Origin of the sequence: Pseudomonas kitaguniensis (assembly GCF_049199985.1) — a bacterium.
GTDB classification, from domain to species: domain Bacteria; phylum Pseudomonadota; class Gammaproteobacteria; order Pseudomonadales; family Pseudomonadaceae; genus Aquipseudomonas; species Aquipseudomonas kitaguniensis.
Window position 1 is genome coordinate 81,265 of the sequence record NZ_JBLZPT010000021.1, and the last position, 26,402, is coordinate 107,666.

General features: G+C 59.7%; 25 protein-coding genes. 17 read left to right on the forward strand and 8 right to left on the reverse strand.

Going from position 1 to position 26,402, the window contains the following annotated elements; genetic code table 11:
- Positions 1-184 precede the first annotated feature (184 nt).
- The 3 genes from ACOZK9_RS21785 to ACOZK9_RS21795 all read right to left on the reverse strand — a co-directional run bounded on the left by ACOZK9_RS21785 (position 185) and on the right by ACOZK9_RS21795 (position 2,456).
- Positions 185-529: an FKBP-type peptidyl-prolyl cis-trans isomerase gene (locus tag ACOZK9_RS21785; RefSeq protein ID WP_421556550.1), complete on the reverse strand. Its 345-nt coding sequence runs from the start codon at positions 527-529 to the stop codon at positions 185-187.
- Between the two features lie 235 nt (positions 530-764).
- Positions 765-1,385, reverse strand: coding sequence for a transglycosylase SLT domain-containing protein (locus ACOZK9_RS21790; protein ID WP_058415028.1), 621 nt, complete (start codon positions 1,383-1,385; stop codon positions 765-767).
- A 102-nt stretch (positions 1,386-1,487) separates the two neighbouring features.
- Complete coding sequence (locus ACOZK9_RS21795; RefSeq protein ID WP_152749692.1) at positions 1,488-2,456, reverse strand: hypothetical protein; 969 nt, start codon at positions 2,454-2,456, stop codon at positions 1,488-1,490.
- A gap of 221 nt (positions 2,457-2,677) precedes the next feature.
- Between ACOZK9_RS21795 and ACOZK9_RS21800 the strand changes: the two genes are divergently transcribed.
- From ACOZK9_RS21800 to ACOZK9_RS21810, 3 genes are all read left to right on the forward strand, one after another.
- Positions 2,678-4,174: a PAS domain S-box protein gene (locus ACOZK9_RS21800; protein WP_152749690.1), complete on the forward strand. Its 1,497-nt coding sequence runs from the start codon at positions 2,678-2,680 to the stop codon at positions 4,172-4,174.
- A gap of 131 nt (positions 4,175-4,305) precedes the next feature.
- Positions 4,306-4,557 carry a CsbD family protein gene (locus ACOZK9_RS21805; protein ID WP_058415031.1) on the forward strand — a complete coding sequence of 84 codons (252 nt, stop codon included), beginning with the start codon at positions 4,306-4,308 and terminating at the stop codon, positions 4,555-4,557.
- Positions 4,558-4,571: 14 nt separating this feature from the next.
- Entirely contained in the window at positions 4,572-4,847 is a 276-nt protein-coding gene (locus ACOZK9_RS21810; protein ID WP_058415032.1) for a DUF1652 domain-containing protein, read from the forward strand.
- A gap of 9 nt (positions 4,848-4,856) precedes the next feature.
- On the opposite strand, the gene ACOZK9_RS21815 is transcribed toward ACOZK9_RS21810, so the two are convergent.
- Both ACOZK9_RS21815 and ACOZK9_RS21820 read right to left on the reverse strand, forming a co-directional pair.
- Positions 4,857-6,050, reverse strand: a complete 1,194-nt coding sequence (locus ACOZK9_RS21815) for an MFS transporter (RefSeq protein ID WP_421556551.1) — start codon at positions 6,048-6,050, stop codon at positions 4,857-4,859.
- A gap of 88 nt (positions 6,051-6,138) precedes the next feature.
- Positions 6,139-6,447, reverse strand: a complete 309-nt coding sequence (locus ACOZK9_RS21820) for an RcnB family protein (protein ID WP_058415034.1) — start codon at positions 6,445-6,447, stop codon at positions 6,139-6,141.
- 263 nt (positions 6,448-6,710) lie between these two features.
- Here ACOZK9_RS21820 and ACOZK9_RS21825 point away from each other — a divergent pair, with 263 nt between their 5' ends.
- From ACOZK9_RS21825 to ACOZK9_RS21840, 4 genes are all read left to right on the forward strand, one after another.
- Complete coding sequence (locus ACOZK9_RS21825) at positions 6,711-7,748, forward strand: hypothetical protein (protein ID WP_122252197.1); 1,038 nt, start codon at positions 6,711-6,713, stop codon at positions 7,746-7,748.
- A gap of 186 nt (positions 7,749-7,934) precedes the next feature.
- Complete coding sequence (locus tag ACOZK9_RS21830; protein WP_421556552.1) at positions 7,935-8,492, forward strand: helix-turn-helix domain-containing protein; 558 nt, start codon at positions 7,935-7,937, stop codon at positions 8,490-8,492.
- Positions 8,493-8,503: 11 nt separating this feature from the next.
- On the forward strand, positions 8,504-9,853 hold the full coding sequence (locus ACOZK9_RS21835; RefSeq protein WP_421556553.1) for a glutamine synthetase family protein: 1,350 nt from the start codon (positions 8,504-8,506) through the stop codon (positions 9,851-9,853).
- A 16-nt stretch (positions 9,854-9,869) separates the two neighbouring features.
- On the forward strand, positions 9,870-10,970 hold the full coding sequence (locus tag ACOZK9_RS21840; protein WP_421556554.1) for a DNA alkylation repair protein: 1,101 nt from the start codon (positions 9,870-9,872) through the stop codon (positions 10,968-10,970).
- A 108-nt stretch (positions 10,971-11,078) separates the two neighbouring features.
- Here ACOZK9_RS21840 and ACOZK9_RS21845 read toward each other — a convergent pair whose 3' ends face one another.
- Positions 11,079-11,972 (reverse strand): LysR family transcriptional regulator, encoded by an 894-nt coding sequence (locus ACOZK9_RS21845; protein WP_058415037.1) that lies wholly within the window; start codon positions 11,970-11,972, stop codon positions 11,079-11,081.
- A 149-nt stretch (positions 11,973-12,121) separates the two neighbouring features.
- On the opposite strand from ACOZK9_RS21845, the gene ACOZK9_RS21850 reads away from it, so the two are divergent.
- The 6 genes from ACOZK9_RS21850 (at position 12,122) to ACOZK9_RS21875 (ending at position 19,773) form a co-directional block, all read left to right on the forward strand.
- Positions 12,122-13,768: a GMC family oxidoreductase gene (locus ACOZK9_RS21850; protein WP_421556555.1), complete on the forward strand. Its 1,647-nt coding sequence runs from the start codon at positions 12,122-12,124 to the stop codon at positions 13,766-13,768.
- Positions 13,769-13,833: 65 nt separating this feature from the next.
- Positions 13,834-15,456, forward strand: a complete 1,623-nt coding sequence (locus ACOZK9_RS21855) for an MFS transporter (protein ID WP_122252189.1) — start codon at positions 13,834-13,836, stop codon at positions 15,454-15,456.
- Positions 15,457-15,589: 133 nt separating this feature from the next.
- Entirely contained in the window at positions 15,590-17,539 is a 1,950-nt protein-coding gene (locus ACOZK9_RS21860) for a DNA topoisomerase III (RefSeq protein WP_421556556.1), read from the forward strand.
- 130 nt (positions 17,540-17,669) lie between these two features.
- Complete coding sequence (locus ACOZK9_RS21865) at positions 17,670-18,110, forward strand: CBS domain-containing protein (RefSeq protein WP_058415041.1); 441 nt, start codon at positions 17,670-17,672, stop codon at positions 18,108-18,110.
- Positions 18,111-18,119: 9 nt separating this feature from the next.
- Positions 18,120-18,965, forward strand: coding sequence for an NAD-dependent protein deacetylase (locus tag ACOZK9_RS21870; RefSeq protein WP_421556557.1), 846 nt, complete (start codon positions 18,120-18,122; stop codon positions 18,963-18,965).
- 478 nt (positions 18,966-19,443) lie between these two features.
- Positions 19,444-19,773: a hypothetical protein gene (locus ACOZK9_RS21875; RefSeq protein WP_058415043.1), complete on the forward strand. Its 330-nt coding sequence runs from the start codon at positions 19,444-19,446 to the stop codon at positions 19,771-19,773.
- 56 nt (positions 19,774-19,829) lie between these two features.
- Here ACOZK9_RS21875 and ACOZK9_RS21880 read toward each other — a convergent pair whose 3' ends face one another.
- Positions 19,830-20,732 carry a LysR family transcriptional regulator gene (locus tag ACOZK9_RS21880; RefSeq protein ID WP_058415044.1) on the reverse strand — a complete coding sequence of 301 codons (903 nt, stop codon included), beginning with the start codon at positions 20,730-20,732 and terminating at the stop codon, positions 19,830-19,832.
- Between the two features lie 133 nt (positions 20,733-20,865).
- On the opposite strand from ACOZK9_RS21880, the gene ACOZK9_RS21885 reads away from it, so the two are divergent.
- The 3 genes from ACOZK9_RS21885 to ACOZK9_RS21895 are packed head-to-tail and all read left to right on the forward strand — an operon-like array spanning position 20,866 to position 23,448.
- A complete protein-coding gene (locus tag ACOZK9_RS21885; RefSeq protein WP_058415045.1) occupies positions 20,866-21,564 on the forward strand; it encodes a CoA transferase subunit A in 699 nt (232 codons plus the stop codon).
- 31 nt (positions 21,565-21,595) lie between these two features.
- The gene (locus tag ACOZK9_RS21890; protein WP_032886654.1) at positions 21,596-22,255 is read left to right on the forward strand and encodes a CoA transferase subunit B; all 660 of its coding nucleotides are present in this window, start codon (positions 21,596-21,598) and stop codon (positions 22,253-22,255) included.
- Positions 22,256-22,266: 11 nt separating this feature from the next.
- The gene (locus ACOZK9_RS21895; protein ID WP_058415046.1) at positions 22,267-23,448 is read left to right on the forward strand and encodes an acetyl-CoA C-acetyltransferase; all 1,182 of its coding nucleotides are present in this window, start codon (positions 22,267-22,269) and stop codon (positions 23,446-23,448) included.
- A gap of 103 nt (positions 23,449-23,551) precedes the next feature.
- Here the strand turns inward: ACOZK9_RS21895 and ACOZK9_RS21900 are convergent, their stop codons facing one another.
- Complete coding sequence (locus ACOZK9_RS21900) at positions 23,552-24,637, reverse strand: DUF1615 domain-containing protein (protein ID WP_421556558.1); 1,086 nt, start codon at positions 24,635-24,637, stop codon at positions 23,552-23,554.
- Between the two features lie 327 nt (positions 24,638-24,964).
- Here ACOZK9_RS21900 and ACOZK9_RS21905 point away from each other — a divergent pair.
- A partial coding sequence (locus ACOZK9_RS21905; protein ID WP_421556559.1) for a DUF6531 domain-containing protein occupies positions 24,965-26,402 on the forward strand: 1,438 nt, incomplete at its 3' end.

Consider the following 26,402-nt stretch of genomic DNA (forward strand, 5'->3'; position numbering starts at 1 on the left):
TGGCCCGGTATGGGGTTTTCATGTTAAAAAAAATTTATTTTAACCACCGCAATCGCGAGCAAGCCCGCTCCCACAAAAGCGCTTTTGATCTGCTTTAACCACTCAGGTCGGCTTTCAGGCCGCCGTGATCTTGATCTGAGATGCGCCCCGTTAAACGATGTTCAGCTGATTGAAACCAAGCACTTCAATCATCGCGCGTCAGCACTTCCAACAACTCAATTTCAAAACGCAAATGGCTGTTGGGCTTGATATGCGCGCCCATCGAGCGCTCGCCGTACGCCAGGTGCGTTGGCACAAACAAGCTGCGCACGCCGCCTACTTGCATGCCCATCAACCCCTGGTCCCAGCCTTTAATCACGCGCCCGGTGCCGATGACACACTGGAACGGCTTGCCGCGCTCCCAGGACGAATCGAACACCGTGCCGTCTTCCAGCGTGCCGGTGTATTGCGTGGTGATCAACGCGCCTTTGACCACGGCTTTGCCATCGCCCAGGCGGATGTCGGTGATCTGCAGTTCGTCGTTGCTCATGGCGGTCTCATTGAATGCGCAAAGGCGGGGTTTTCCCAGAATTGGCGGGGTTTGGCAAGTGCAGGAACAGTCTGATCAGCGACATTTCCGTTTAACTTGAAGGACGTTTCCGAGAGAATCCCGACCGCTTGCACCGCTCAAGTCAGCTGGTAAGTCTGCGTCGGTCACTGCCAATCCAGTGACCGGGTTCAGTTGCGAAGGCAAGCCCGCTTGCCACAAAGGACAGGGACGTCCTTTATAGCCAATGCCAAAACCGACTCCAGAAGCCGCGCCCCAAATCATCCTTGCAGCGCGCATATTGCGCCGCATACAGCTGCGAGCGCGCCTGTACTTTGCTCGCCACCGGCGGCAGCCAGGCTTTGGCGGCGTAGGTGCGCTGGCGATAGCCGCCCCAGCCTTCGTGGTAGTTCAAGTACTGACCATAGGCATCGTATTTGTACACGCCGTTGATGCTGTAGGTTTTGTCCATGTACCAGCCGATGAAGTCGATAGCGTCGTCGAAGTCCTGGCGACTGGCGCCGCTGCGGCCGGTGCTTTTGCGGTAATCACTCCACACTTCATCCTTGGCTTGGGCGTAGCCGGCGGCGCTCGAGACGCGGCCCCAAGGGATGATCCACAGCAGGTATTTACGCGGAGCCTTGGCGTCCTGATGGAAGCCGGACTCTTGGTACATGATGGCTAACGGCAGTTGGATCGGCACGCCCCAGCGCTTTTGCGTGACTTTGGCGGCGTCGTACCAGTCGTCTTTTTCGCGGAAGATGCCGCAGAGGTCATTCGGCGTGCTGGGTGGCGAGGTGCCGCACGCTGCGAGCAGAGAGGTGAGTACTAACAGTCCAACGGCTTTGCCTGCGCTCAAGGGGCACCTTTGCGGGATACGCGTAAAATGCAGGCATTTTACGCGTTCAGTGCGGCAGGTGCTGAAAGGAAAAGCGGCATTCCTGCCGCTTTTACACTTTTATCAAGCCAATGGCACGCGACGGTTAGTCAGTGCGATGCGACCCACAAAGAAGCTCAATGCAGCGCCCAGCAACAGCATTGCCAGGGTGCTCCATGCGGCGCGGGACAGTTGCTTGGCAGCGACTTCACCGGCTTCACGGGCTTTTTGCTCGGCCTGCTTTTTCAGCTCGTCAACTTTCTGCATGGCTTGCTGGTAAGCCTGGGCATAGTTATCAACGATCTGAGTCGCCTCGGCTTTGCTCTTGCCGGTGCGGGCAGCCACGATATTCACCAGTGCTTCTTTGTCTGCTGCGTTCAGCGCCGGCTCTCCGGACGCTTTAACGCGTTCGAACCACTGCTTCAACTGGTCACCGGCCTGCGCAGGGTTGGTGGCGGCGTCGGTGGCCGATTGCTTGCCATCGGCGGCAGCCTGGTCAGCTTTTTGCTCGACGTTGGACGGGTCCAGCTCAGGCTTGCCGCTTTGCTTGAGCAGCGTGTCCAGCTCGCCTTGCAGGCTGTTCCAATCCAACTGGATGCCTTGCGCGTTCAACTGTTGTTTGACGCTGTCACCAATCCCCGGCGCTGCAGCAGCGATACCGCTGCCCGCAGCCGAGAGGCCTTTGCCAACCACATTACCGGCCGTGCCGACCACGCTGGCAGCCAAGCCAGCCAGCAACCACGTGGTGAGCAAGGTGGTGACGGTCCAGGTCAGCACGCCGTGCAGGCCGCCGCGATCCGGTGCTGTACGGCCAGCGACAAATGCACCCGCCGCAATGGCCACCAGCGTGGACACGAACAACCAGATACCGGCACCGGTGCCGAAGCCGCTGAGCGGGTTGCCCGCTTCCATCGGGTCAACGGCGCTGGCGCCGATAGCGGTACCCAGAACGCTGAGCACCAGATAGGTCACCAGCGCAATTGCACTACCGGCCAATACCGAGCTCCACGACACACGAAACAGCGAGCGATTGGTTTCATAGACAGTGGTCATACAAGAGGTCCTTCACAAGTTATAGGAGCAAGGCAAAGTGCCTTGATTGTGTGAGTGTGGCGAAAGGACATACGTTCAGTCTTGGCCCAAATGCACCCCCTGGCCTGATACATTTGCACCCCCCGTGCGCCCTCCCCACCCTCACTTCGCCCCTGCACTTTCTTCGCACTATCTTGATCCCCGAATGTCGTAGCGTTATGCGCTGTTTACCAGGAGAAACCATGAATCAGGATGTCCTCGCCAAAGAAACCAACCGCCGCCAATTGCAACAGATCATCTCCGGTCTTTCCGACGGTGTGATGCTGGCGGAGCTGGACCAGACCCTGCTATGGGCCAACGAAGCCGCACTGGCGATGCATGGCGTCAGCGAGATCGAGGCGCTTGGCGCCAATACCGAGGACTATGCCCAGCGCTTCGCTTTGCGCTATCGCAACAACCACCCGCTGGCGCTGGAAAATTATCCGCTGAGCCGTGTCGCAGCCGGTGAAGAATTCAGCGACGTGGTGGTAGAAGTCACGCCCACTGACGGTGCGCAGCGCAGTTGGGTGCACCGCCTGCGCAGCCTGGTGCTGACCGACGCGCACGGTGAACCGGAGCTGTTGGTGCTGATCCTGAGCGACGCCACAGAGTGGGCCAGTGCCGAGCAACGCTTCGAAAAAACCTTCAACGCCAACCCCGCACCGGCGGTGATTTGCCGCCTCAGCGACCTGCGCTACATCAAGGTCAACCAGGGTTTTCTGGAGATGACCGGTTACAACCGCGATCAAGTCATCGGCCGTTCGGTGTATGAACTGGATGTGTTGGAACAGGCCGAGCGCAAGGACCTGGCCATCGAGCGCTTGGGCGAAGGTGCAACCATCCCGCAGATGCAAGCCGAGCTACGGCTGCCCAAAGGCGGCAGCAAACTGGTGATCGTCGCCGGCCAGCCGTTGGACATGAACGAGGAAGACTGCATGCTGTTTTCCTTCACCGACCTGGAGCCGCGGCGCAAGGCGGAAATTGCCCTGCGCCAAAGTGAAGAACGCTTCGCCAAGTCCTTCCGCCTGACGCCGGTGCCGACCTTGGTGTGCAGCGCCGCCAACCGGCAAGTGGTGGACATCAACGAAGCGTTCATGAACATCACCGGCTATACCAGTGAGGAGCTCATCGGCAAGGCTATCGAAGAGATCAATTTTATCGACAGCCCGCAGGCTGGCGCGCAACTGTTCGCCACGCTGGAAAAAGCCGGCAACCTTGATGGTCACGACCTTAAGGTGCGCAAAAAAGGCAGCGAGGTGATCGACTGCGTGCTCTCCGCCGACACCGTGATTATTCAGGACGTGCCCTGCTACCTGCTGGTGCTGATGAACATTACCGAGCGCAAACGCTCGGAGCTGGAACTGGTGGCCGCTATCGAAGAAGTGATGCAGGACGCTTCGTGGTTCAGCCAAACACTGATCGAGAAGCTGGCCAACGCCAAGAGCGTCAACAGCCCCAACCTGCCCAACGTAACCTTCACCGACCTGACGGCGCGTGAGCGTGATGTGCTGGGCTTGATCTGCGAAGGCCTGGCCGACAAAGAGATCGCGTCGCGCCTGAAGCTCGCGCCCAACACGGTGCGTAACCACGTGGCCACGGTGTACTCCAAGCTGGGGGTGCACAGCCGTAGTGCAGCCATGGTATGGGCGCGCGAACGCGGTTTGTTTGCGGGCGAATTGCGCGTCAAAAACAAGAAATAGAGTGCAAATGCACTAGTGCGGCCAGTGCAAATTCGCCTTATTGCCTCGCGATTCGTTGCTTAACCTTGAAGGGTGGGCACAGAGCCTTGGGCTCCGTGCCGAAGCGATTTGATCTCTTGAAGGAAAGCACCATGAAAAGCGAACAAGTCAAAGGCGCAGTAGAAAAAGTCGCGGGTAAGGCCCAGGGTTTTTTCGGCGACCTGACCGGTGACGAGCAGTTGCACGCCGAAGGTGTTGCCCGCCAGGCCGCAGGCCAACTGCAGCAAACCTACGGCGACGCACTGGACACCGTAAGTGATTTCGCCAGGAGCAAGCCGCTGACTACCGTGGCGGTAGTCGCCGGTGTCAGCCTGCTCGTGGGCCTGTTATTGCGCCGTCGTTGAGGAGGCTGAGTAACATGTTCACGCTTTCCCAACTGCGCAACTGCATCGAAGAAGCTTTGTCGCCGCTGACCTGCGAGTTCACCTTGTGCCGAGACGCCTCGTTGACCTTGAAAGTGTTCGACGCCCAGAGTGGCCGGGTCGACTTGGTGGTGACGGGAATCAGCGCCAACAAGTTGCAGTCGCCCCAAGCCGTGGAAAAAATGGTAGAAGAACTGCGCTACGAGCTGCAGAGCAATACCATGGGGCAGTTGACGCTGGACGACCTGCCCCTTTCGCCCTCGGCGCAATAATACGGCGTGTTACACCATTGGCCGTGGTTTTAGCGACGCGCCAATAAAGTAAAACACCCCACCACCCACGATAAACGCCCCCAGCATGTAGAACATGTAGTGGGCCGGCAGGCTGGCCAGCACCAGCCCGCACAATACCGGCCCCAGCGCGCCACCGAGGCTGGACAGGTTTTGCGCCGCGTAATACATGCCCCGCAGGTGGTCCGGGGCAATCCGGTCGATGAACATGTAATCGGCCGGGAACACGATAATTTCCCCCACGGTAAACACCGCCATCGCCACGACCCACCACAGCAGGCTGGTCGACAGCGCGAAACCCATCAACCCGAGCATGAACATGCCCAAGCCGGTGATCAGCCAGCGGCTCAGGTGACGGTGGGAAATGCGTCGACCGATCAAGTACTGCAACGCAATCACCAGCACGGCGTTGGTCGTGAGCACCCAACTGATCACGGTATACGTGTATTCAGCCGTGGTTGTAACCACCAGGTATTGCGACAGGTACGCCACGAACTGGCCGAACACCACCGCGCTGAGCAAGCCGCCGAGGGTGAAACACACCAGTCGGTGGTCACGTAACAGCACGCGGCCGACGGCGAGGAACGACACCGGCTTTAGTGGGGCGTCGACAGTCGCCAGCGTGCGGTCGCCCCAGCGCCAATACAGCAGTAAAAAACCCAGCCCCAACAGCGCCGACATCATGAAAGGCAAGCTGATGCTCAGCGAGGCAATCATCGCCCCCAAAAACGGCCCCACGGCATAACCGATGTTGGTCAGGGTGTACTTGATTGAAAACACTTCGCTGCGCGCCTCAAACGGCAGCAGGCTGGCAAAACCGGCTTTTACCGCAATGTCGATAACGGCGTAGGCCAGGTTGATTAGGATCAGGCAGCTATAGAACAGCCAAATATCGTGAGCGAGTACTGTGCCGACAAACCCCAGTACATACACCGCACTCATGCTCAGCATCAGCCGGTAACTGCTGATGCGATCGACCAGGAAGCCGCCGTACACGCTGAGCAACGAGCCGATGATCAGCGAACTGCCGATCACCAGGCCGACTTGGGTAATGTCGAGGCCAAAGTGGCGGGTGAAGTAAATCACCAGGTACGGAAAGGTAATCGCCCTGGCCAAGGTCAGCACCAGCGTGGCGCACAGCAGCAGGTTCACAGTACGGGGGTAGTTTCTGATGGTGGCAAGCATCCTGCTCTGATTCCTTGGAGGTAACGCGGCCGTTGCGGCCGGTTACCTTAACCCAGGAAATTCGAAAATAGCAGGCCGTGCCCGGCGCTTATTTCTTGACGGGCGTGATCTCAAGAATGGTCCCGTTGGTGGTTTTGAGCAGCACAAACTTGTCACCCACACGGGCCCACTGGCTGTCTTCTTCAGGCTGCTTCAAACCGCGCTTTTTCCAGTCAGTCACGGCTGACTCCTTGCGCATCAGCATATCCGGTGCGCGATCGCCCTCTTTGAGGTCACGCGTGTTGATGCTTGAAGGCTTCACGGTTTCTTGCGGCGTATCACCCGCCTGCACCACAAAGCTTGCGGTGGACAAGCCAGCAGTGAGCAGCAGGCAGGCAACGAGGGATTTGGATTTCATGGGTGCTCCTTCAATTAATGATGCGTACCCAAGTTCCGACCGCGGGCGCACAAAATCATTCAGCCCGCCCTTCGACGGCAGGGCTCGCTCAGCGTAAATACCCCAAACTACCTCGTGGCAAATCCCCCATCAGGCAAAAAACAAGGCACCGCCGCGCCCGCTCCAAGTGTAGAGAAGTCCTATAGTCTTCCCTGGGAACTAAATGCTTAATCCACGACCAGCCTTGAACCGTGGTTCTCCAAGAACCCAGAGGAAATTGCGCCGTGAAACAGCATGTCCAAGTACTTTCCTTACAAGCCAGCACCCCCGAAACCCTGTCAATACGCGCTAACGATGAGTCAATCCTGAGCTTCGCCCAGCGTGAAACTCATCGTCGTAAAGAGCATTTGATAGACGCGATCAAACGCTCACTGAGAGCGCTCAAGAATGACTCATTTGCGCCCCAGATCACCTTTGTGACGGCGCCTGAGCTGTATTGGAACATTCCTTGGAGCAGCGTCAGAAATGTGCAAGAGCTAAGGCAACTGGAAGCTTTTTACCGTCGAGCCATTCAACAACAGGTACGACAAATAGTTGACGCCTTTGCAGTCAAGCAATGGGGGCGCCTGGTCCTGTTACCGGGGACAATTGCACTGTTAACGCCCAGCAAGAAAAATCCGCAGCGGTATGAGTCTCTGAACTACGTGGTGGCTGGAAACAACTTCGGCAAAAGACCGTTGTGGGGGGCACCGTATATTTCACTGTGGCCAAAACGCAATACAGCCCTGATCGACTACATGGGGTTGTCAGCACAGCAGGCTGTAGAAATAAATAACGAACTGATTATCTTCGATCCAGAAACAGCCTCACCGGAGCTGTTCGACGACGACCCACCCTTAGTGTTTGTATACCAGCTTTCAGATACGTTGAGCGTCGATGTCTATGAGTTGAGTACAGCCACCGCGAAGCACCAGCGAGGGTGCCGGTTGTGGCCGTTGTTTGAAAACAGTCTGATCCCGTATGTGCCTTTTGGCGTAGATATTTGCGCCGACGTTGGCCTCGGCAGGCTGGATGAATTGCGCGAGCCCGAGGTTAAACTCGACTTTTTGATTGCGACTGGCCAGCCAATTCCAGCAGGTTTGGAGCTACCCCCATCGGTGCAGTACCTCGTCCGTAACGATGGTCGTACGGGACTATCGCCTGACGGTACCTTGCGAAGCCAATGCGAGGTATGGACAGTGGTCGAAGGAAAAACCCGCTCGGTACTGCCGACACGGCTGATTACAGAGAGCGTCTGGCTGCATCAGTTTCAGGTGCATTGACAAGCTCCAAATGTCGCTAGGGAACGCGTCGGATTGACTTGCCTGGCCCACAAAAAAGCCTGCATTGGCGCCCAGCGAAAGTAGATACCTCTGCCAAAAACCCATCATTCAACTGGCCACTGCATGCCCGTTGCCCTGGTGAAATTAATCGTGTAATTTTTCATGAAATTTCACGAAATAAATTTCATGAACCAACAACGAGAACTAAACGCCTTGGCCGTGCTGATCCACGACCTGCGCAAGCACAAAAAACTCACCCTCGCCCAGCTCGCGCAAAAAATTCAACGCTCGGTGGGGTTTCTGTCGCAGGTCGAACGCGGCCTGTCGCGCCCCACCGTGGCGGACCTGACCGCCATCAGCCACGCCCTCGATGTGCCCACCACTTACTTCTACAGCCTGCCCAAACCCAAGGCGGTGCAGTGGGTCACCCGCCCCAACGAACGGCGCACGGTGTATTACGCCAATGGCATCACCGACATTCTGGTGTCGCCGAGCATGAGCGGCGCTTTTTCGATGCTCGACAGCCTGCTCGAACCCGGTGCCAACAGCGGCGAACAGAGCATCAGCGACCGCGCCGAGCAGGCCGGTTTTGTGCTCGAAGGCGAGTTGACGCTGTGGGTGGAGGGTGAGCCCGACGCGGTCACCCTCGGCGCTGGCGACAGCTTTCACCTGGCCAGCTTCGCGCAGTGCCGCTACGCCAACCTGACCGACCTGCCTGCCCGCGTGCTGTGGGTTTACAACTAGGAGCATCGCCTGTGAAAAACCCTTGCGCCGCCACGTTGCTGGCCGAAGTACGCGCGTTTCGCCAGCACTACCCCAACGTGCGCTACGTCGACCTGATCGCTTTGGATATTCCCGGGCACTTCTACGGCAAGCGTTACCCGGTCGACCTGTTGGAAAAAGTCGCCGCCGGCAGCCCCTTGAAGCTGCCGCAAAACGCCGTACTGCTGGGCGTGCAAGGCGGGCTGTTCAAGATTGGTGATTACTGCTTCCATGACGGCGACCCGGACGCCCAGCGCCGTTTGGTGCCCGGCACCCTCAAGCCGGTGAGCTGGGAGCCACAGCCGTTGGGGCAGATGCTGATCACCTCGGACGGTACCGACGCGCCGATTGAATTCGAACCCCGCGAAGTGTTGGCCAAGGTGCTGCAGCGCCTGCACACCAAAGGCATTCACCCGGTGGTGGCCTTCGAACTGGAGTTCTACCTGTTCGACAAGCAACTCGATAACGGCTTGCCACACTATGCGCGTGACCGGTTGAGCGGCGACGCCGATGACCAACCCAACCTGCACATCGAACGCCTGTCGCGCTTCAGCGAAGTGCTGGACGACATGGCGCAAACCGCCAGGGACCAGGGCATCGACATCACGCTGATCACCGCCGAACTCGGCCCCGGCCAATTCGAGATCAATTTTGGCCATCAGAGCGACGCCCTGCGCGCCGCCGACTGGGCCGCGCTGTTCTGCCGCAGCAGCCGAGGCGTGGCGCTCAAGCACGGTTATCGCGCCAGCTTTATGGCCAAGCCTTACCTGCAATTTCCCGGCAGCGGCATGCACGTGCATGTCAGCCTGTATGACGCCGCGGGCAATAACTTGCTGGCGGCGCATCAGCAGCAAGCGCTGCGCCACGCCGTGGCCGGGTGCCTGCAATTGCTGCCGCACTGCATGCCGATCTTCTCGCCCAACCACAATGCCTTCCGCCGCTTGGGCGCTGCAGCAAACGCAGCCACGCGCGCCAGTTGGGGCTTTGAGGACCGCGACGCATGCGTGCGCATCCCCGAGTCCGACCCGCGTAACCTGCGTATTGAACACCGCCTGGCGAGTGCCGATGCCAACCCGTACCTGGTGCTGGCAGCGATTCTTGCGGGGCTTGAGCACGGGCTTGAAGCCAGGCAAGAACCCATCGCACCGTTGAATCAAGACCGCAGCAGCGGCACTGACTTCGCCGTTGAAATGCTTGAGGCCGTACGCGCCATGCAGCATCAACCGGTGGTACGCGATAAGCTCGGCGCAGAATTTGTCGATGTGTATTGCGAAAACAAACGCCAGGATCATTTGGCCTTTCAACAAGAGATCAGCGCGCGGGAATACCGCTGGTTTCTTTAATGCCGTGGGTTTACCGATGACCGAGCAAAGCGCGCCAGCGCTCAAAGAAATCTTCAACGCCGGACGCCTGCAACACATCGCCACCGAGATGTCGGCGGTGTACCCGGCGTTCGACGCCAAGGGCTTTCTTGCACACGCCAAGGCGGGCCTGGCCGAGTTGTCGGTGATGCAGCGCGTGGCGCGGGTCAGCGAAAGCCTGCACGCGGTGATCGCGCTGGATTATGCGCAAACGCTCACGCTGCTTTACGCCCTCGCGCCGCGCCTGAACAGCGCGTTTGTCAGCCTGTGCCTGCCGCACTATGTGGCGAGTTACGGCCAGGGCGACTTCACGCGCTCGATGGCCGCGCTCAAATACTTCACGACCTTTGGTTCGGCCGAATTCGCCATCCGCCCGTTCTTGCTGCACGACCTCAAGCGCACGTTGGCGGTGCTGCAAACCTGGTCGCTGGACGCCAACGAACACGTGCGCCGCTTGGCCAGTGAAGGGTCGCGGCCACGCCTGCCGTGGTCGTTTCGCCTCGCCGAAGTGCAGGCGAACCCCGCGCTGTGCGCGCCGATCCTCGATAATATCAAGGCTGACAGCAGCCTCTACGTGCGCAAATCGGTGGCCAACCACCTCAACGACATCACCAAAGACCACCCGGAATGGGTGCTCAGCTTGATCGAAGGCTGGAACCTGGATAACCCACACACCGCCTGGATCGCCCGCCATGCGCTGCGCAGCCTGATCAAGCAAGGCAATACCCGCGCGCTGACAATCATCGGCGCCGGGGCCAAAGCCGAGGTAAAGATTCACCATTTGGCGGTCACGCCCGCGGTGATCAACCTGGGCGAGCGCATCAGCCTTTCTTTCAGCCTGGAATCCACCGCCACCACTGCGCAAAAACTGGTGGTGGACTACGCCATCGACTACGTGAAAAGTGCTGGCCACCGTGCGGCCAAAGTGTTCAAGCTCAAGGCGTTTATGCTGGGTGCAGGCGAGCATCAGAGCATTCGGCGCGAGCAGCATATTCGGCAATTGACCACGCGCAAGCACTATCCCGGCAAGCATTGGGTGCATGTGCTGGTCAATGGCGAGAAGCTCGCCAGCGCGGAGTTTGAGCTGCGAAACGCTTAAGCCTGGGAACTGGCTTGCCTGCGATGCAGGCGACTCGGTTTAACCGGCCGACCGGGGTGATGCTATCGCGAGCAAGCCCGCTCCCACAGGGGGAACGGTCAAGCGCCTTCAGTTGGGCTCGCCGAGCAGCAACCCTTGCTCACGTGCGCACAATTGCACGACGTAATCCCACAACACGCGCAGCCGCACGGATTTGTGCAGTTCCCGGCGCGAGCTGATCCAATAGCTGCGCTGGATGCTCTCGGCCGGCAACAACGGCACCAGTTCAGCGTCGCCCGCAGCCATGAAACACGGCAACACAGCGATGCCCAAGCCGGAACGCGCGGCTTGGTGCTGGGCGATCACACTGGTGCTGTGAAACACCACTTTGGGGTTGCGGCAGAAGCTGCTCAGAAACTTCAGCTCCTGGCTGAACAGCAGGTCATCCACGTAATCGATCCATGCATGGGCGGCAAGGTCTTCACGCTTTTCGATGGGCGGGTTGCGCGCAAGGTACGCGCGGCTGGCGTAAAGCGCCAGGCGGTAGTCGGTGAGCTTGCGCGTGACCAGTTGGTCAACGCTGGGGCGTTCGAGGTGGATGCTGATTTCCGCTTCGCGGTTGAGGATGCTGACAAACCGCGGCACCGCCAACAGTTCAACTTCAAGCCCCGGATAGCGCTCGAACAGCCCGCCCATGCGGCTGGCGAGGAACATCACGCCCAGCCCTTCGGCCACACCAAGGCGAATTTTGCCCAGCGGCGCGGTGGAATGGGTGAGTTCCTCTTCGGCCTGCAGTGCGACGTTTTCCATGGCCTCGGCGTGTTTGAGCAGGGCTTCGCCGGAGGGTGTCAGCTCATAGCCCTGCGCGTGCTGCACGAACAAGGCGGTGCCGAGGCTTTTTTCGATGGCCTCGATGTGCCGCGCCACGGTGGCGTGCGTGGTTTTCAGGCGTTGCGCGGCCGTCAGCAAGCGGCCGCTGCGTTGCAGTTCCAGAAAAAACCGCAGGTCATTCCAGTCGAACATGTCGCCTCCCCTTCACAAAGAATCAGCGCGCCTGCGGGAATTACCGGGCACTGTTTAAAAACGCACAGCCGCTGGGTAAAAACTAACATTTTTAAGACGAAAACTAACAACTAGGATGAGGGCAATAAGAAAAACAAGCGAGGCCTCAGATGCCCATTGCAACTGCTGAATACGATTACGTGGTGGTAGGCGCCGGTCCCGCAGGCTGCCTGCTGGCCAACCGACTGTCCGCCAACCCCGCCCACCGCGTACTGCTGCTGGAAGCCGGTGGCCGCGACAACTACCCGTGGATCCACATTCCCGTCGGCTACTTGTTCTGTATCGGTAACCCGCGCACCGACTGGTGCTTCAAGACCGAAGCCCAGGAAGGCCTGCAAGGCCGTGCGCTGAGTTACCCACGCGGCAAGGTGCTGGGCGGCTGCTCGTCTATCAACGGCATGATCTACATGCGTGGCCAAGCGCGTGACTACGACGGCTGGGCGGCGGCCGGCAACGCAGGTTGGGCCTGGAAAGACGTGCTGCCACTGTTCAAACACAGCGAGAACCACTTTGCCGGCGGCTCGGAATTTCACAGCGACGGCGGTGAGTGGCGGGTTGAACAACAGCGGTTGCACTGGCCGATTCTCGACGCCTTTAGAGACGCCGCGGCGCAAAGCGGCATCGCGCCGGTCAGCGATTTCAACCATGGCGACAACGAAGGCTGCGGCTACTTCCAGGTCAACCAAAAGGCCGGCGTGCGCTGGAATGCGGCCAAGGCGTTTCTCAAGCCGATCCGCCAGCGGCCCAATCTCACCGTGCTGACCGACGTGGAAGTCGACCGTGTAGTGCTCGAAAACGGCCGCGCCTCACACGTGGTCGGGCGGCATCAGGCGCAGCAAATGAGCTGGAAAGCGCGCAAGGAAATCGTGCTGTGCGCGGGCTCCGTAGGGTCGCCGGGCATCTTGCAGCGCTCGGGCATTGGCCCGGCCAACGTGCTCAAGCCGCTTGGCATTGACGTGGTGCATGCGTTGCCCGGCGTGGGCGGTAACCTGCAGGACCACCTGCAATTGCGGCTGATCTACACGCTCGAAAATGCGCGCACCCTCAACCAGATCGCGGGCACCGTGTGGGGCAAAATGGGCATGGGCCTGCGCTATTTGTACGACCGCAGTGGCCCGCTGTCGATGGCGCCCAGCCAGCTCGGCGCGTTTGCGCGCTCCGGCCCGGAACAGACCTCGGCCAACCTCGAATACCATGTGCAACCGCTGTCGCTGGAGCGCTTTGGTGAACCGTTGCACGCGTTCCCGGCGTTTACTGCGTCCGTCTGCGACCTGCGCCCGCACAGCCGTGGCCGCATTGATATTCGCTCGGCCAACCCGGCAGATGCGCCGTTGATTCAGCCTAACTACCTCAGCCACCCCGAAGACCTGCGAGTGGCTGCCGATGCCATTCGCCTGACTCGGCGCATCGTGGCCGCACCTGCCTTGAGCCAGTTCAAGCCGGTGGAATACCTGCCCGGCGATGCGCTGCAAACACAAGAACAACTGCAAGAAGCCGCGGCGCGCATCGGCACGACCATCTTCCATCCGGTAGGCACCTGCCGCATGGGCAGCGACCCGCACGCGGTGGTCGACGCTCAATTGCGCGTGCACGGCGTGCCCGGCCTGCGCATCGCCGACGCCTCGGTGATGCCGCTTATCACCTCCGGCAACACCTGCTCACCGACACTGATGATCGCGGAAAAAGCCGCGCAAATGATCCTCTCGCCGAACACAAGGAGCCTCACCGCACACAGAGAAACGGTTAACGCAATCTGAATAGCGGCGCCGCACATGGCGCCGACAGTGGAACAACAATAAATAATCACTGTGAGGGCTACCCAATGTCAGAACATGCTCACCCCCTGCACTCGGCGGCCACCGCCAGCGCCGGTAACGACTCAAAAAAGGTCATCTTCGCCTCGTCCCTCGGGACGGTGTTCGAGTGGTATGACTTCTTTCTCTATGGCGCGCTGGCGGCGGTGATCAGCAAGCAGTTCTTCGCCGGGGTCAACGACACCACGGCGTTTATTTTTGCCTTGATGGCCTTTGCAGCCGGCTTTGTGGTGCGGCCGTTCGGCGCGCTGGTGTTCGGCCGCCTCGGCGACATGATCGGGCGCAAGTACACCTTCCTCGTGACCATCATCTTGATGGGCGTCGCGACCTTCTGCGTCGGTCTGTTGCCGACCTACGCCAGCATCGGCATTGCTGCGCCGATCATCCTGATTGTGCTGCGCATGCTGCAAGGTCTGGCGTTGGGCGGTGAGTATGGCGGCGCAGCGACCTACGTGGCGGAGCATGCGCCAGCCGGCAAACGCGGCCTGCACACCAGTTGGATTCAGTCCACCGCCACCCTCGGCCTGCTGCTGTCGCTGCTGGTGGTGCTGGCCTGCCGTTATTTCACCGGCGACCAGTTTGAAGTGTGGGGCTGGCGTATTCCGTTTCTGTTTTCCATCGTGCTGCTGGGTATTTCCACTTGGATCCGCATGAGCCTGCACGAGTCGCCGGCCTTCTTGAAAATGAAAGAGGAAGGCAAAGGCAGCACGTCGCCGATCCGCGATTCCTTCGGCAAATGGGAAAACCTCAAAGTGGTGCTGATCGCGCTGTTCAGCATCAACGGCGGGCAAGCGGTGACGTTTTATGCGGCGCAATTTTATGTGCTGTTCTTCCTCACGCAGTTCCTGAAAATGGACCCGGCCCTGGCCAACATGCTGTTGATCATCAGCGTGGTGATTGGCGCGCCGTTCTTTATCCTGTTTGGCTGGCTGTCGGACAAGGTCGGTCGCAAGCCGGTGCTGATGCTCGGTTTATTGCTGGCGACCGTGCTGTACTTCCCGATTTTCAAAGGCCTGGCGCACTACACCAACCCGGCGATGGACCACGCCAGCCGCCAGTCCCCAATCACCGTACTGGCCGACCCGGCCACCTGCACCTTTCAGTTCGACCCGGTGGGCAAGGCGCGCTTTGACAGCCCGTGCGACAAGGTCAAGACCTTCCTGGTCAAACAAGGCCTGCCGTACAGCAGCGCCGCCGCCCCGGCAGGCAGCCAAGTGCAAGTGAGTGTGGGTGACGTGCACATCGACGGTTATGACGAAGCGGCCCTGCGCGGCGCGGTAACGCTGGCGGGCTACCCGGCGGCGGCGGACGCTGCGCAGGTCAACAAGGTGATGGTGGTGGCGCTGATCGTAGCGCTGATCCTGATCGCTGCGATGTGCTACGGCCCGCTGGCGGCGTTGATGGTGGAGTTGTTCCCGACGCGCATTCGCTATACCTCGATGTCGCTGCCCTACCACATCGGTAACGGCTGGTTTGGCGGGTTCCTGCCGACCGTGTCGTTTGCCCTGGTGGTGTACACCGGCGATATTTTCTATGGCTTGTGGTACCCGGTGGTGGTGACCGGGGTGAGTTTGATTGTCGGGCTGTTTTGCCTCAAAGAAACCCGGCATGTCGACATCGATAACAACTGACCGCGGGCGCCCCCACCCTTCAACGGGCGGGGGCACACACAAATTGCTGTATATCCATCCAGATAAAGGTTGATCAAATCGGTTCTTTTGCCCATCCTGCTGCTCATTCAACGGTTTAACGAATGGGCTGACCATGCGGCTGTACCTCTGCGAAAAACCCTCCCAGGCCAAGGATATTGCGGCCGTGCTCGGCGCCAGTCGCCGTGGCGACGGTTGCTGGGTGGGCAACGGAGTTACAGTCACCTGGTGCATCGGACACTTGCTCGAAACCGCCCCGCCCGACGCCTACGACGCCAAATATAAACGCTGGGTGCTGGCCGACCTGCCGATCGTCCCGGAAAAATGGAAGATGCTGGTCAAGCCCAAGACCGCCAGCCAGTACAAAGCGGTCAAGCGTTTGCTGGGGGAAGCGCAGGAGTTGGTGATCGCCACCGACGCCGACCGTGAAGGCGAGATGATCGCCCGCGAGCTGGTAGAACATTGCCGCTATCGCGGGCCGATCCAGCGATTGTGGCTGTCGGCGCTCGACGACGCCTCGATTCGCAAGGCGCTGGCCGCCCTCAAGCCGGGTGCCGAGACGTTCAGCCTGTATCACTCAGCCCTCGGTCGCTCGCGCGCCGACTGGTTGATCGGCATGAACATGAGTCGCTTGTTTACTCTGCTCGGGCGCCAATCCGGGTATCAAGGTGTATTGCCGGTGGGTCGGGTACAAACGCCGACCTTGCGCCTGGTGGTAGACCGCGACCGCAGCATTGCCGATTTTGTGCCGGTGGCCTACTGGGCGATTGATGTGGACCTGCGCCACGAACGCATGACCTTCACCGCCCAATGGCGCACCGCCGACGACGCCTGTGACGACCAGGGCCGCTGCCTCAACCCGCAACTCGCGCAGCAGGCCGCCGACACCATGCGTAATGCCGCCACCGCACGGCTGGTGAAGTTACGTACCGAGCGCATGCGCGAAGTGGCGCCCCTGCCCTTCGACCTCGGCACGTTGCAGGAAATCTGCTCGAAAAAGCTCGGCCTCGGCGCTCAGGAAACCCTGGATGTGGCGCAATCCCTTTACGAAACCCACAAGGTCATCACCTACCCGCGCAGCGATTGCGGCTACCTGCCCGTCAGCCAGCACAGCGACGCGCCGAAGATACTCGCAGCGCTTGGCCGTGCGGATGCGGCAGTGAATGAACTGATGCCGCATATCGACCCCCAACGCCGTTCGCGGGCGTGGAACGATGCCAAGGTCAGCGCGCACCACGGCATCATCCCCACCGGCGCCGGCAAGGACGTAAGCCAACTCACCGGCAAACACCGCGCGGTCTACACCCTGATTCGCGCACGTTACCTGGCGCAGTTCCTGCCCAACCATGAATACGATCGCACCCAGGCAGACTTCGATTGCGCAGGCCAGGCGTTGCGCGCGGTCGGTAAGGTCATCATCGAACCGGGTTGGAAACGCGCCCTGCCCGAAGCACTGGCACCGGCAAAGGGGCGTGAGGCACCGGCGCCGCAAGCGTTACCGATGCTGGTGCAGGGCCAGGATTACGCAGTGGCCAAGGTCAATCTCAAAGACCTGTGGACCCAGCCGCCCAAGCCCTTTACCGAAGGCGACCTGATCAAGGCGATGAAAAACGTTGCCAAACTGGTACAGGACCCGCTGCTCAAGCAAAAGCTCAAGGACACCACCGGCATCGGCACCGAAGCCACGCGCGCCGGCATTATCCAGGGGCTGCTCGACCGTGGTTATCTGGTAAAAAACGGCAAAGCCCTGTCGGCGACACCGGCCGCGTTCAGCTTGATCGACGCGGTGCCCCGCGCGATTGCCGACCCTGGCACCACGGCTATCTGGGAACAAGCGCTGGACATGGTGCAAAACGGTGAAATGAGCCTGGAAGAGTTCGTCGCCAAACAGGCGGCCTGGATGAGCAAACAGGTGGCGCGCTGCAATGGCATGCGCATGACCATCACCGGTCCGGCGAGCCCTGCCGTGCGAGGCGCCACCCCCTGGAAAAACAAACGCAAGGCTGCGCCACGCAAAACCACGGCTGCGCCTAAACGTACGAAAAAGCCGTCAAATGCCGGGTGAACGTTGAAAACATCCGGCGAATGACGTTTTTCGACGGGTTTAACGCCGCTTGGGGCCTTGCACCGCCGTAGGCCGTCTAGGATTCTGTAACAGACCCTGACTACCTAAAAACAACACCGGAGTGGCCGCCATGAAAACCGTCGCACAATTGCTCAACGCCAAGGACCAGAAAAACCAGGCCGTGCATACCATCAAGTCGCACCAGACGGTGATGGAGGCATTGATCCAGATGGCAGCCAAAAACGTCGGGGCCTTGCCGGTCGTGGACGAGGGTAAAGTGGTCGGTGTGATCAGCGAACGTGACTACGCGCGCAAGCTGATCCTGAAGGGCCGTTCTTCCGCCACCACCGCCGTGAGCGAGATCATGAGTTCGCCGGTGATTACCGTAGACACCCACCAGAGTGTCGATAAGTGCATGAACATCATGACGGATGGCCACCTGCGCCACTTGCCCGTGGTTGAAGATGGCAAGCTCATCGGCCTGCTGTCCATCGGCGATCTGGTGAAAGAAGCAATCGCCGAACAGGCTGACCTGATCAAGCAATTGGAGCAGTACATTCGCGGCGAATAGGGGGAACCCATGCTGGACACGCTGGAACATCAAGAGCAGCACCTCGACACCCTGCACCGGGCCATGGCGCAACGCCGCTTTCTGGTGTTGACCGGTGCGGGCATCAGCACCTCGTCGGGCATCCCGGATTATCGCGACAGCGAGGGGGTGCGCCGGGGCAAGGCGCCGATGATGTACCAAGAGTTCCTGGCCACGCCGCAAGCGCGGCGCCGTTATTGGGCGCGGGCGATGCTCGGTTGGCCACGCGTGCGCATTGCACAGCCGAACAAGGCGCATGTGGCGCTGGCGACGCTGCAACAACGCGCGCGTATCAGCGGGTTGGTCACGCAAAACGTCGATACGCTGCATGACCAGGCCGGTAGCCGTGACGTGATCGAGCTGCACGGCAGTCTGCATTGGGTGCTGTGCCTGGACTGCCTGCAACGCAGCGAACGCGATGTGATTCAGCGCATGATGGAAGATCAGAACCCTTACCTGGCGGGCGTCGATGCCGTGCAAGCGCCCGATGGCGACACGCTGCTGGACCCGGCCTTTGAAGAACGCTTCCACCTGCCCCACTGCCCCCACTGCAACGGCCAGCGGTTGAAACCGGACGTGGTGTTCTTCGGCGAGAACGTCGCCCAGTCGACGGCGGCCAGAGCAATGGCTGCGGTAGGCCACGCAGAGGGTTTGCTGGTAGTCGGGTCGTCGCTGATGGCCTATTCGGCGTTTCGCCTGTGCAAAGCGATGGTCGAGCAAGGCAAGCCGGTGATTGCGATTAACCTCGGCAAGACACGCGGGGATGAATTGCTGCAGGCTAAAATCGCGGCGTCGTGCGAGCAGTTGCTGCCATTACTGGTCGAGCGACTGGGGTAGCCCTTGCTCTTCGGCTCGACCCGCGACTCCAGAAAATGACGCCCAAGTCACGTTTTCCCGCACGCTCCTGCGCCCGCAGCAATTTATGTAGTGATCAAAAAAAATCACTACATAATCGTTGACGTAACCTTTTTGACCTTGCATTATCGAGACGTCTCCCGGATCGGGAGCGTCGGTAACAAGCGTTTTGAACAAGCCCGTCTGACCGCCGAGCTGTTTCTTCCGGATGTGCACTGCCCACAAGGCAGATTGATAAAGCTGACCGACCCGCAAGGATCGGTACAAGCAGCCCAAACGCTGCCCGTCTTCGCCATGAAACCATTGCGTAGCAGTTCATCAGCAACACTACATGCATCAGGTTCAAGACCCTGCCCGTACTCGGCAGACAGTCGCTGACGCCCGGTTTTCGGAACCGGAGACAACTAAGCCGTTTTAACGAATCAACTGATAGATCGCCAACTGGTCAAGGGGCTTACACATGAATCTGAATAACCAACCCACTATCGATGAACTGGCTGAGATGTTCGCAGCGCAGAAAGACACACTCGACGACCATATCCTCTGGGTTGGAAAATCGGGCGAAGTGCAAATTGATTGCCTGGCGCCCAACACCGAAGAAGCAGAGTTCGACAGGAATAACCGTGAGCTGGCAGCGCGCCTCAAGGTGTACCGTCGCGGCCAGGGTTATGTCGGCAAGAAGGCTGCAGCTGACCGCAACTTCATTGAGCAGGTGTTTCATACACTCAATACCGAATGGCAGAACCTGCGTGGCCAATCGCAGGTTAAAGTGATTGACCGCTACTACTGATAACGATTTAACGGCTGTGGGCGTTGGCCGGCCTACTCCCACAGCCGCACTTCAATTTAAAACGCTGGAAAGCTGCCCTTCCCGGCTTCATCGCGAAAAATATCAAACAACACCTGCGCCGCCGCCGATAACTCATGCCCCGGTTTGGTCAGTACACCAATCGGTCGCTCAATCACCGGCGCTCTCAAGGTGATGCAGTGTGCTCCCGCCTCTTCCATCTGCCGTGCACACAATGCCGGTACAGCACTGACCCCCAGCCCGCTCGCGACCATCTTGCCCACTGTTGCCAGTTGATGGCTCTCCAGCGCCACCGGCAACTTCATCTGCAAAGCGCCCAAATGGTCCTCCAGCATCACGCGTACCGTAGAGGGTCGCTGCAGCGTAATGAACGGTTGCTGCAGCAAGGTTTGCCAGTCAATTTCGGTGTGCTGTGCCAAAGGCGAATCACCGGGCACCACGGCAACAAAGCGGTCCAGGTACAACGGGGTGAACACCAGTGACGATGCTTCGGACGGCTCGAATGCCACGCCCAGTTCCACTTGGCGGTCGCGGACCATCTCCAGCACTTGCTCGTTGATCAAATCATGCACCGTCACATTCACGTGAGGGTAACGCGCGCGGAATATCTTAAGGATCGGCGGCAGCAGGTTACCTGCGAACGATGGCATCGCCGCCACCGTCACGCGGCCACGCTGCAGGGTGAAGCGCTGGCGCAGCTCATCTTCGGCATTGTCCCAATCGGCTATCAATCGGCGCGCCAAGGGCAACAACGACTCGCCTTCCGGCGTCAGTGCAACGTTGCGGGTATTACGGCTGAACAAGCGTCCGCCGAGACCCTCTTCCAATCCTTTGATCGTCAGGCTCAGCGCGGATTGGGAAAGGTGCAGGCGCTCGCAGGCAGCAGCAAAACTCAGGCTCTGTGCCACGGCGATAAAGGCACGCATCTGTTTAACGGTCATGGCGCTACTCCCTCCGGCGGGTCGACTATGCTGTTTTCTAAATCAATCAACCTCAAAAAACAACTTAACAAATCAATCCGGCGGCGCAACACTCGGTTCATTGGCTGGCCCACACATAATAAAAGAGGTGCGTATGGCAGGTTTCGATAAACGCGTGGCGTCCTATGAAGAAGCACTGGCAGGCCTGGAAGACGGCATGACTGTGCTTTCCGGTGGTTTTGGCCTGTGCGGCATTCCGGAAAACCTCATCGCCGAGATCAAGCGCAAAGGCACACGCGACCTGACGGTTGTTTCCAACAATTGCGGGGTCGACGGTTTCGGCCTGGGCATCCTGTTGGAAGAAAAGCAGATCAGCAAAGTGATCGCCTCCTACGTCGGTGAAAACGCCTTGTTCGAGAAGCAATTGCTCAGCGGCGAAATCGAAGTGGTACTGACCCCCCAAGGCACGCTGGCCGAAAAAATGCGCGCGGGCGGCGCCGGTATCCCCGCCTTCTTCACCGCCACCGGTGTCGGTACGCCGGTCGCCGAGGGCAAGGAAACCCGTGAATTCAACGGGCGCCCGTACCTGATGGAAGCGTCCATCACCGGCGACTTCGCGATAGTCAAAGGCTGGAAAGCCGACCACTTCGGTAACGTCATCTATCGCCACACCGCCCAGAACTTCAACCCGCTGGCCGCCACTGCGGGCAAGATTACGGTGGTCGAAGTCGAGGAAATCGTCGAACCAGGCGAACTCGACCCGGCGCAGATCCACACGCCAGGCATTTACGTCGACCGGGTTATTTGCGGCACCTTCGAGAAGCGCATCGAACAGCGCACCGTCCGCAAATAACCCCTTGGCCCACCTGATAAGGACAAAAAAAATGGCGCTTACTCGCGAACAAATGGCTCAACGTGTCGCCCGTGAAATGCAGGACGGTTTCTACGTCAACCTCGGCATCGGCATTCCGACCCTGGTGGCCAACTACATCCCCGAAGGCATGGAAGTGATGCTGCAATCGGAAAACGGCCTGCTCGGCATGGGCCCGTTTCCCACAGAAGAAACCATTGACGCCGACATGATCAACGCCGGCAAGCAAACCGTGACCGCACGTATCGGTGCGTCGATTTTTTCCTCGGCAGAGTCCTTCGCGATGATTCGCGGCGGCCACGTTGACCTCACCGTGCTCGGCGCCTTTGAAGTCGACGTACACGGCAACATCGCTTCGTGGATGATCCCCGGCAAGCTCGTCAAGGGCATGGGCGGCGCCATGGACCTGGTGGCCGGGGCGGAAAACATCATCGTCATCATGACGCACGCCTCCAAGGACGGTGAGTCCAAGTTACTCAGCCAATGCAGCCTGCCGCTGACCGGCGCGAACTGCATCAAGCGTGTGTTGACCGACCTTGCGTACCTGGAAATCGAAAATGGCGCTTTTGTCCTCAAGGAACGCGCACCTGGCGTCAGCGTTGAAGAGATTGTGAGCAAGACCGCCGGTAAACTGATCGTCCCGGACCACGTTCCAGAAATGCACTTCCAGTGAGGACAGATTCCATGCAAGACGTCGTGATTGTCGCTGCCACACGCACCGCCGTGGGCAGCTTTCAAGGTTCGCTGGCCAGCATCCCGGCACCGCAACTGGGCGCGGCCGTGATCCGGCGCCTGCTGGAACAGACCGGCCTCGACCCGGCCCTTGTGGATGAAGTGATCCTCGGCCAAGTGCTCACCGCGGGCAGCGGCCAAAACCCTGCGCGACAGGCATCGATACTCGCCGGCCTGCCCCACGCCGTACCGGCCTTGACCTTGAACAAGGTCTGCGGCTCGGGCCTCAAGGCTCTGCATTTGGGTGCCCAAGCCATCCGTTGCGGTGACGCAGACGTGATCATCGCCGGCGGCATGGAAAATATGAGCCTGGCACCCTACGTATTGCCCGCCGCGCGCACCGGCCTGCGCATGGGCCACGCCAAGATGATCGACAGCATGATCACCGACGGCCTGTGGGATGCATTCAACGACTACCACATGGGCATCACGGCGGAAAACCTGGTGGACAAGTACGGCATCAGCCGCGAAGCCCAAGATGCTTTCGCCGCCGCCTCACAACAAAAAGCCACTGCGGCCATCGAAGCGGGGCGCTTTGTCGATGAGATCACGCCAATCCTGATTCCTCAGCGCAAGGGCGACCCGCTGGCCTTCACGGTGGATGAACAGCCGCGCGCCGGCACCACCGCCGAGTCGCTGGCCAAGCTCAAACCCGCGTTCAAAAAGGACGGCAGCGTCACCGCCGGCAATGCCTCCAGCCTTAATGACGGCGCCGCCGCCGTGTTGCTGATGAGTGCCGACAAAGCCAAGGCCCTCGGCCTGCCGGTTCTGGCGCGCATCGCCAGCTACGCCAACGCTGGCGTAGACCCGGCGATCATGGGTATTGGCCCGGTGTCGGCCACCCGCCGTTGCCTGGACAAAGCCGGCTGGAGCCTGGGCGACCTCGACTTGATAGAAGCCAACGAGGCCTTCGCCGCGCAATCCTTGGCGGTGGGCAAAGAGCTGGAATGGGACGCTGACAAGGTCAACGTCAACGGCGGCGCCATCGCTATTGGCCACCCGATCGGTGCCTCGGGTTGCCGCGTATTGGTGACCCTGCTGCACGAAATGATCAAGCGCGATGCCAAGAAAGGCTTGGCGACACTGTGCATCGGCGGCGGCCAGGGTGTGGCGCTCGCCCTCGAACGCAGCTGATTTAAAGAGCAACATGGAAAAGGCCCGGTTCCACGAAAATCGGGCCTTTTCTTTGCGCGGAATTCCTGAAAAACCCAGTGCCCGCTTGCCACAGTAATCACGGTCAGCGCTTCATGCAGCGCTGATACCGATCATCCACCCGTTTGGCAAACCATGCCGTGGTCAAGTTGCGCGTGATCTTCGGGCTCTTGAGCACAATACCCGGCAAGATCGCGCGTGGCACCGGCTTCCCGGCGGCCTTGTCAGCCAAGGCAAACACGCGCTCGTAGACAGTGGTCTGCTCAAAATCGAGTTGGTCGCCCTGCTCAAGCTGGCTGCGAATGCTGGGGTTGCGCATGTCCAACTTCGCGCCCAAGGAGCGCACCGCCAACTCGGTGCTGCCCGGCAGCAACGAACCGTAACGAATCAAGTCCCCATCCAACGCCAGCTCAGTACCGGTGACACGGCTGACAGCAGCCTGGAATGCGGCGTTTCGGCTGGCGTACCAACCCGCATTAAAGTCGGCAAAGCGGTACAGCGGCTGGTCGTAACTCACCGGGTAGCCGAGCAAGTGGGCGATACCGAAATACATGCCTCCCCGCCGGGTGAACACCTCACGACGAACAGTGCCGTCCACCGTGTAGGGATAACCTCGCGCGTGTTTCTGTGCAAAGTCGATGCTGACCTGCATCGGCCCGGCGGTGTGCACCGGGTTGAAACCGCCAAACAAGGTATTGCCCAAGGGCACCATGCTGATGAAGTCATCAAAGATGCCACTCAGGTCCTTCTCCGTGCGCGCGGCATTCAGGCGGTCGGTGTAGGACTTGCCGTTGGGCGAACGCAATTGCAATGCGCTGCGTACCACGAATGCAGGCACATGAATGTTGCCCGCACGCCGCAGGATTTCATCCTGGGCAATCTTGCCCATGTTCGGCACGGCGGGGTCGACCTGATAGGTGGACTCTTGCTCGGTCACAGCCAATACGGCGCAAATATTTTCGCTACTGGGGTAGATTTTCTGGGTATCGAAGGCAGTGTAAATGTCCTGCGCCCAACCGTTACGGTCGGGCACCGTCGCCGGCAGCAAACGCACGATCTGCGCCTTCACTTCGGCCTCGCTGCGCGCCGGCTGTTGCGGGCCGCGTGGCGTGGTGCAACCGGCAAGCACCAGCAATGTGGTGAGGCATAGAATCAGACGGCTTGAATACATGGGGCTTCCTGAGAAAACGACGGGCCGGGCAGTGCAGATGTCGACAGGCAAGTCTAACCGGGGTTCGCCGGCCAGCTCCACTCGCCAGTCAACACTGAACGTGACAGAAACGTTCATCGACCCTTCGTACACGCTGAGCGACACGGTCCGACTCCTACACGCGCACCTCCACTTACCTGATGTTTTGACGAAACGTCCTGCACATCCTGGCGAATAGCGCCGACTTCTTTATCTGACGAACCTCTGCAAAGTCTCTCGCCTGATCATCCAGTGCGAGGGACCGCCAATGTACTTCTCCATCAATGCCACACCCGCAGGGGCTGCCGCTTGAACCCGGCCATTGCCTCGCTGGCCCTGACCCCACTGGATGCAAAGACGGTCGATGTGGAAGCCGTCTTGCGTGAGTTCCGGGAGTGCCTGAATACCTTTGACGAATGGGCCGAAAGCTTTTTCAGCTTCTCCGCGCTGGATGTCGAGCAGGTATTCAAGGTAGGCGATGAAGTGGCGCTGGTTGCGCCGATCAACCGCTCGCTGTTTCCCAGCAGCACCGTCGCCACCTGCCAGGCCAGCGGCACGTTGACCCTCGTGCACATGTTCCAGAGCACACGCTTTGTGCCCATCGGCAACACGCCGGTGGTACTGCAACGTATCGACCCGAACGGTGGCCCGCTGGGCGAGCCTATCCATAAAACCATCGGCCCCAGCGGCATTCTCGAAATCACTGAATGTGATCGCAATCAACAGTACCGAATCAACTTCTATCCCAACGTTTCCAAGGATCACGTCAAGGCGCTGTATGCGTCCTATCAGTCAGTTATCTCGGGGCTGGAAGTGCGTCTGCGCGAAGAGTGGAACCGCACGTTCAAAACGCAATGGAACGACTATACAAACGCCAGCCCACTTGACCGGCGCAGGCTGCTGGAATCGGCATTTCTCGGTGGCATGGTGCAGGCGCTTTACAGTCTGTGGGACAACTTAACGCAACTGTTTGACCTGTTGGCGGACATCAAGCCCAACAGCCAAAAGTTACTGCAATACGTCTCCCAAGCCGAACTTGATGAACTCTTGACGCTGGGCAACGAGGCGATCGCCAACGGCCTGCTGGTACTCAGCGATGAACCGCTGTTGTTTATCTATGTGTCGGCGATGGTCAGCTGGATGCGCATGCTGCCACCGCAAGAAATGAATGAGCTGATGGGGGAAATCACCGGCGATGTGTTGATCAACCTGCTGCTGATCAGGGTGGCGGGTGTGATGGGTGTGGGTCTGCGCCTGGGCGCTCAGGTGTTGAGCCCTATCAAATCTGCACGCGCGCGGGGTTGGTTGGCGTTGCTCGCCGAGCAGCTCTTGGTGGGTAAGTTGGATGCACATACTGCGGCGGTTAAGCCGTTGTTGCTGGGCAGCGCGGCGATACCAATCAAGGCGGTGCCGGTTGCACCGTTGAAGGCTGGGCAGCATCTGGTCGAGAACCCGGTGCCTGCGGTTCGCGGCAAGACGCAGAAGACCACATTGGTGCGCCAAGAGCACGTCGACGATGTGCCCGCTGCAAGCAAGAACCCGAACGGTGATGCCGCGGCCAGCGCCGATAAAACCATCACCCACGGTTGCCCGGTGTCGATGGTCACCGGGGAAGAATTGCTGACCCTCACCGACGGCGCGCTGGACGGGCTTTTGCCGTTTGAGTGGACGCGGGTATATCGCACCAGTGCGGTGGAAGTGGATGGCGGGCTGGGCTTTGGCTGGAGTCATGCGCTGGCGCAACGGT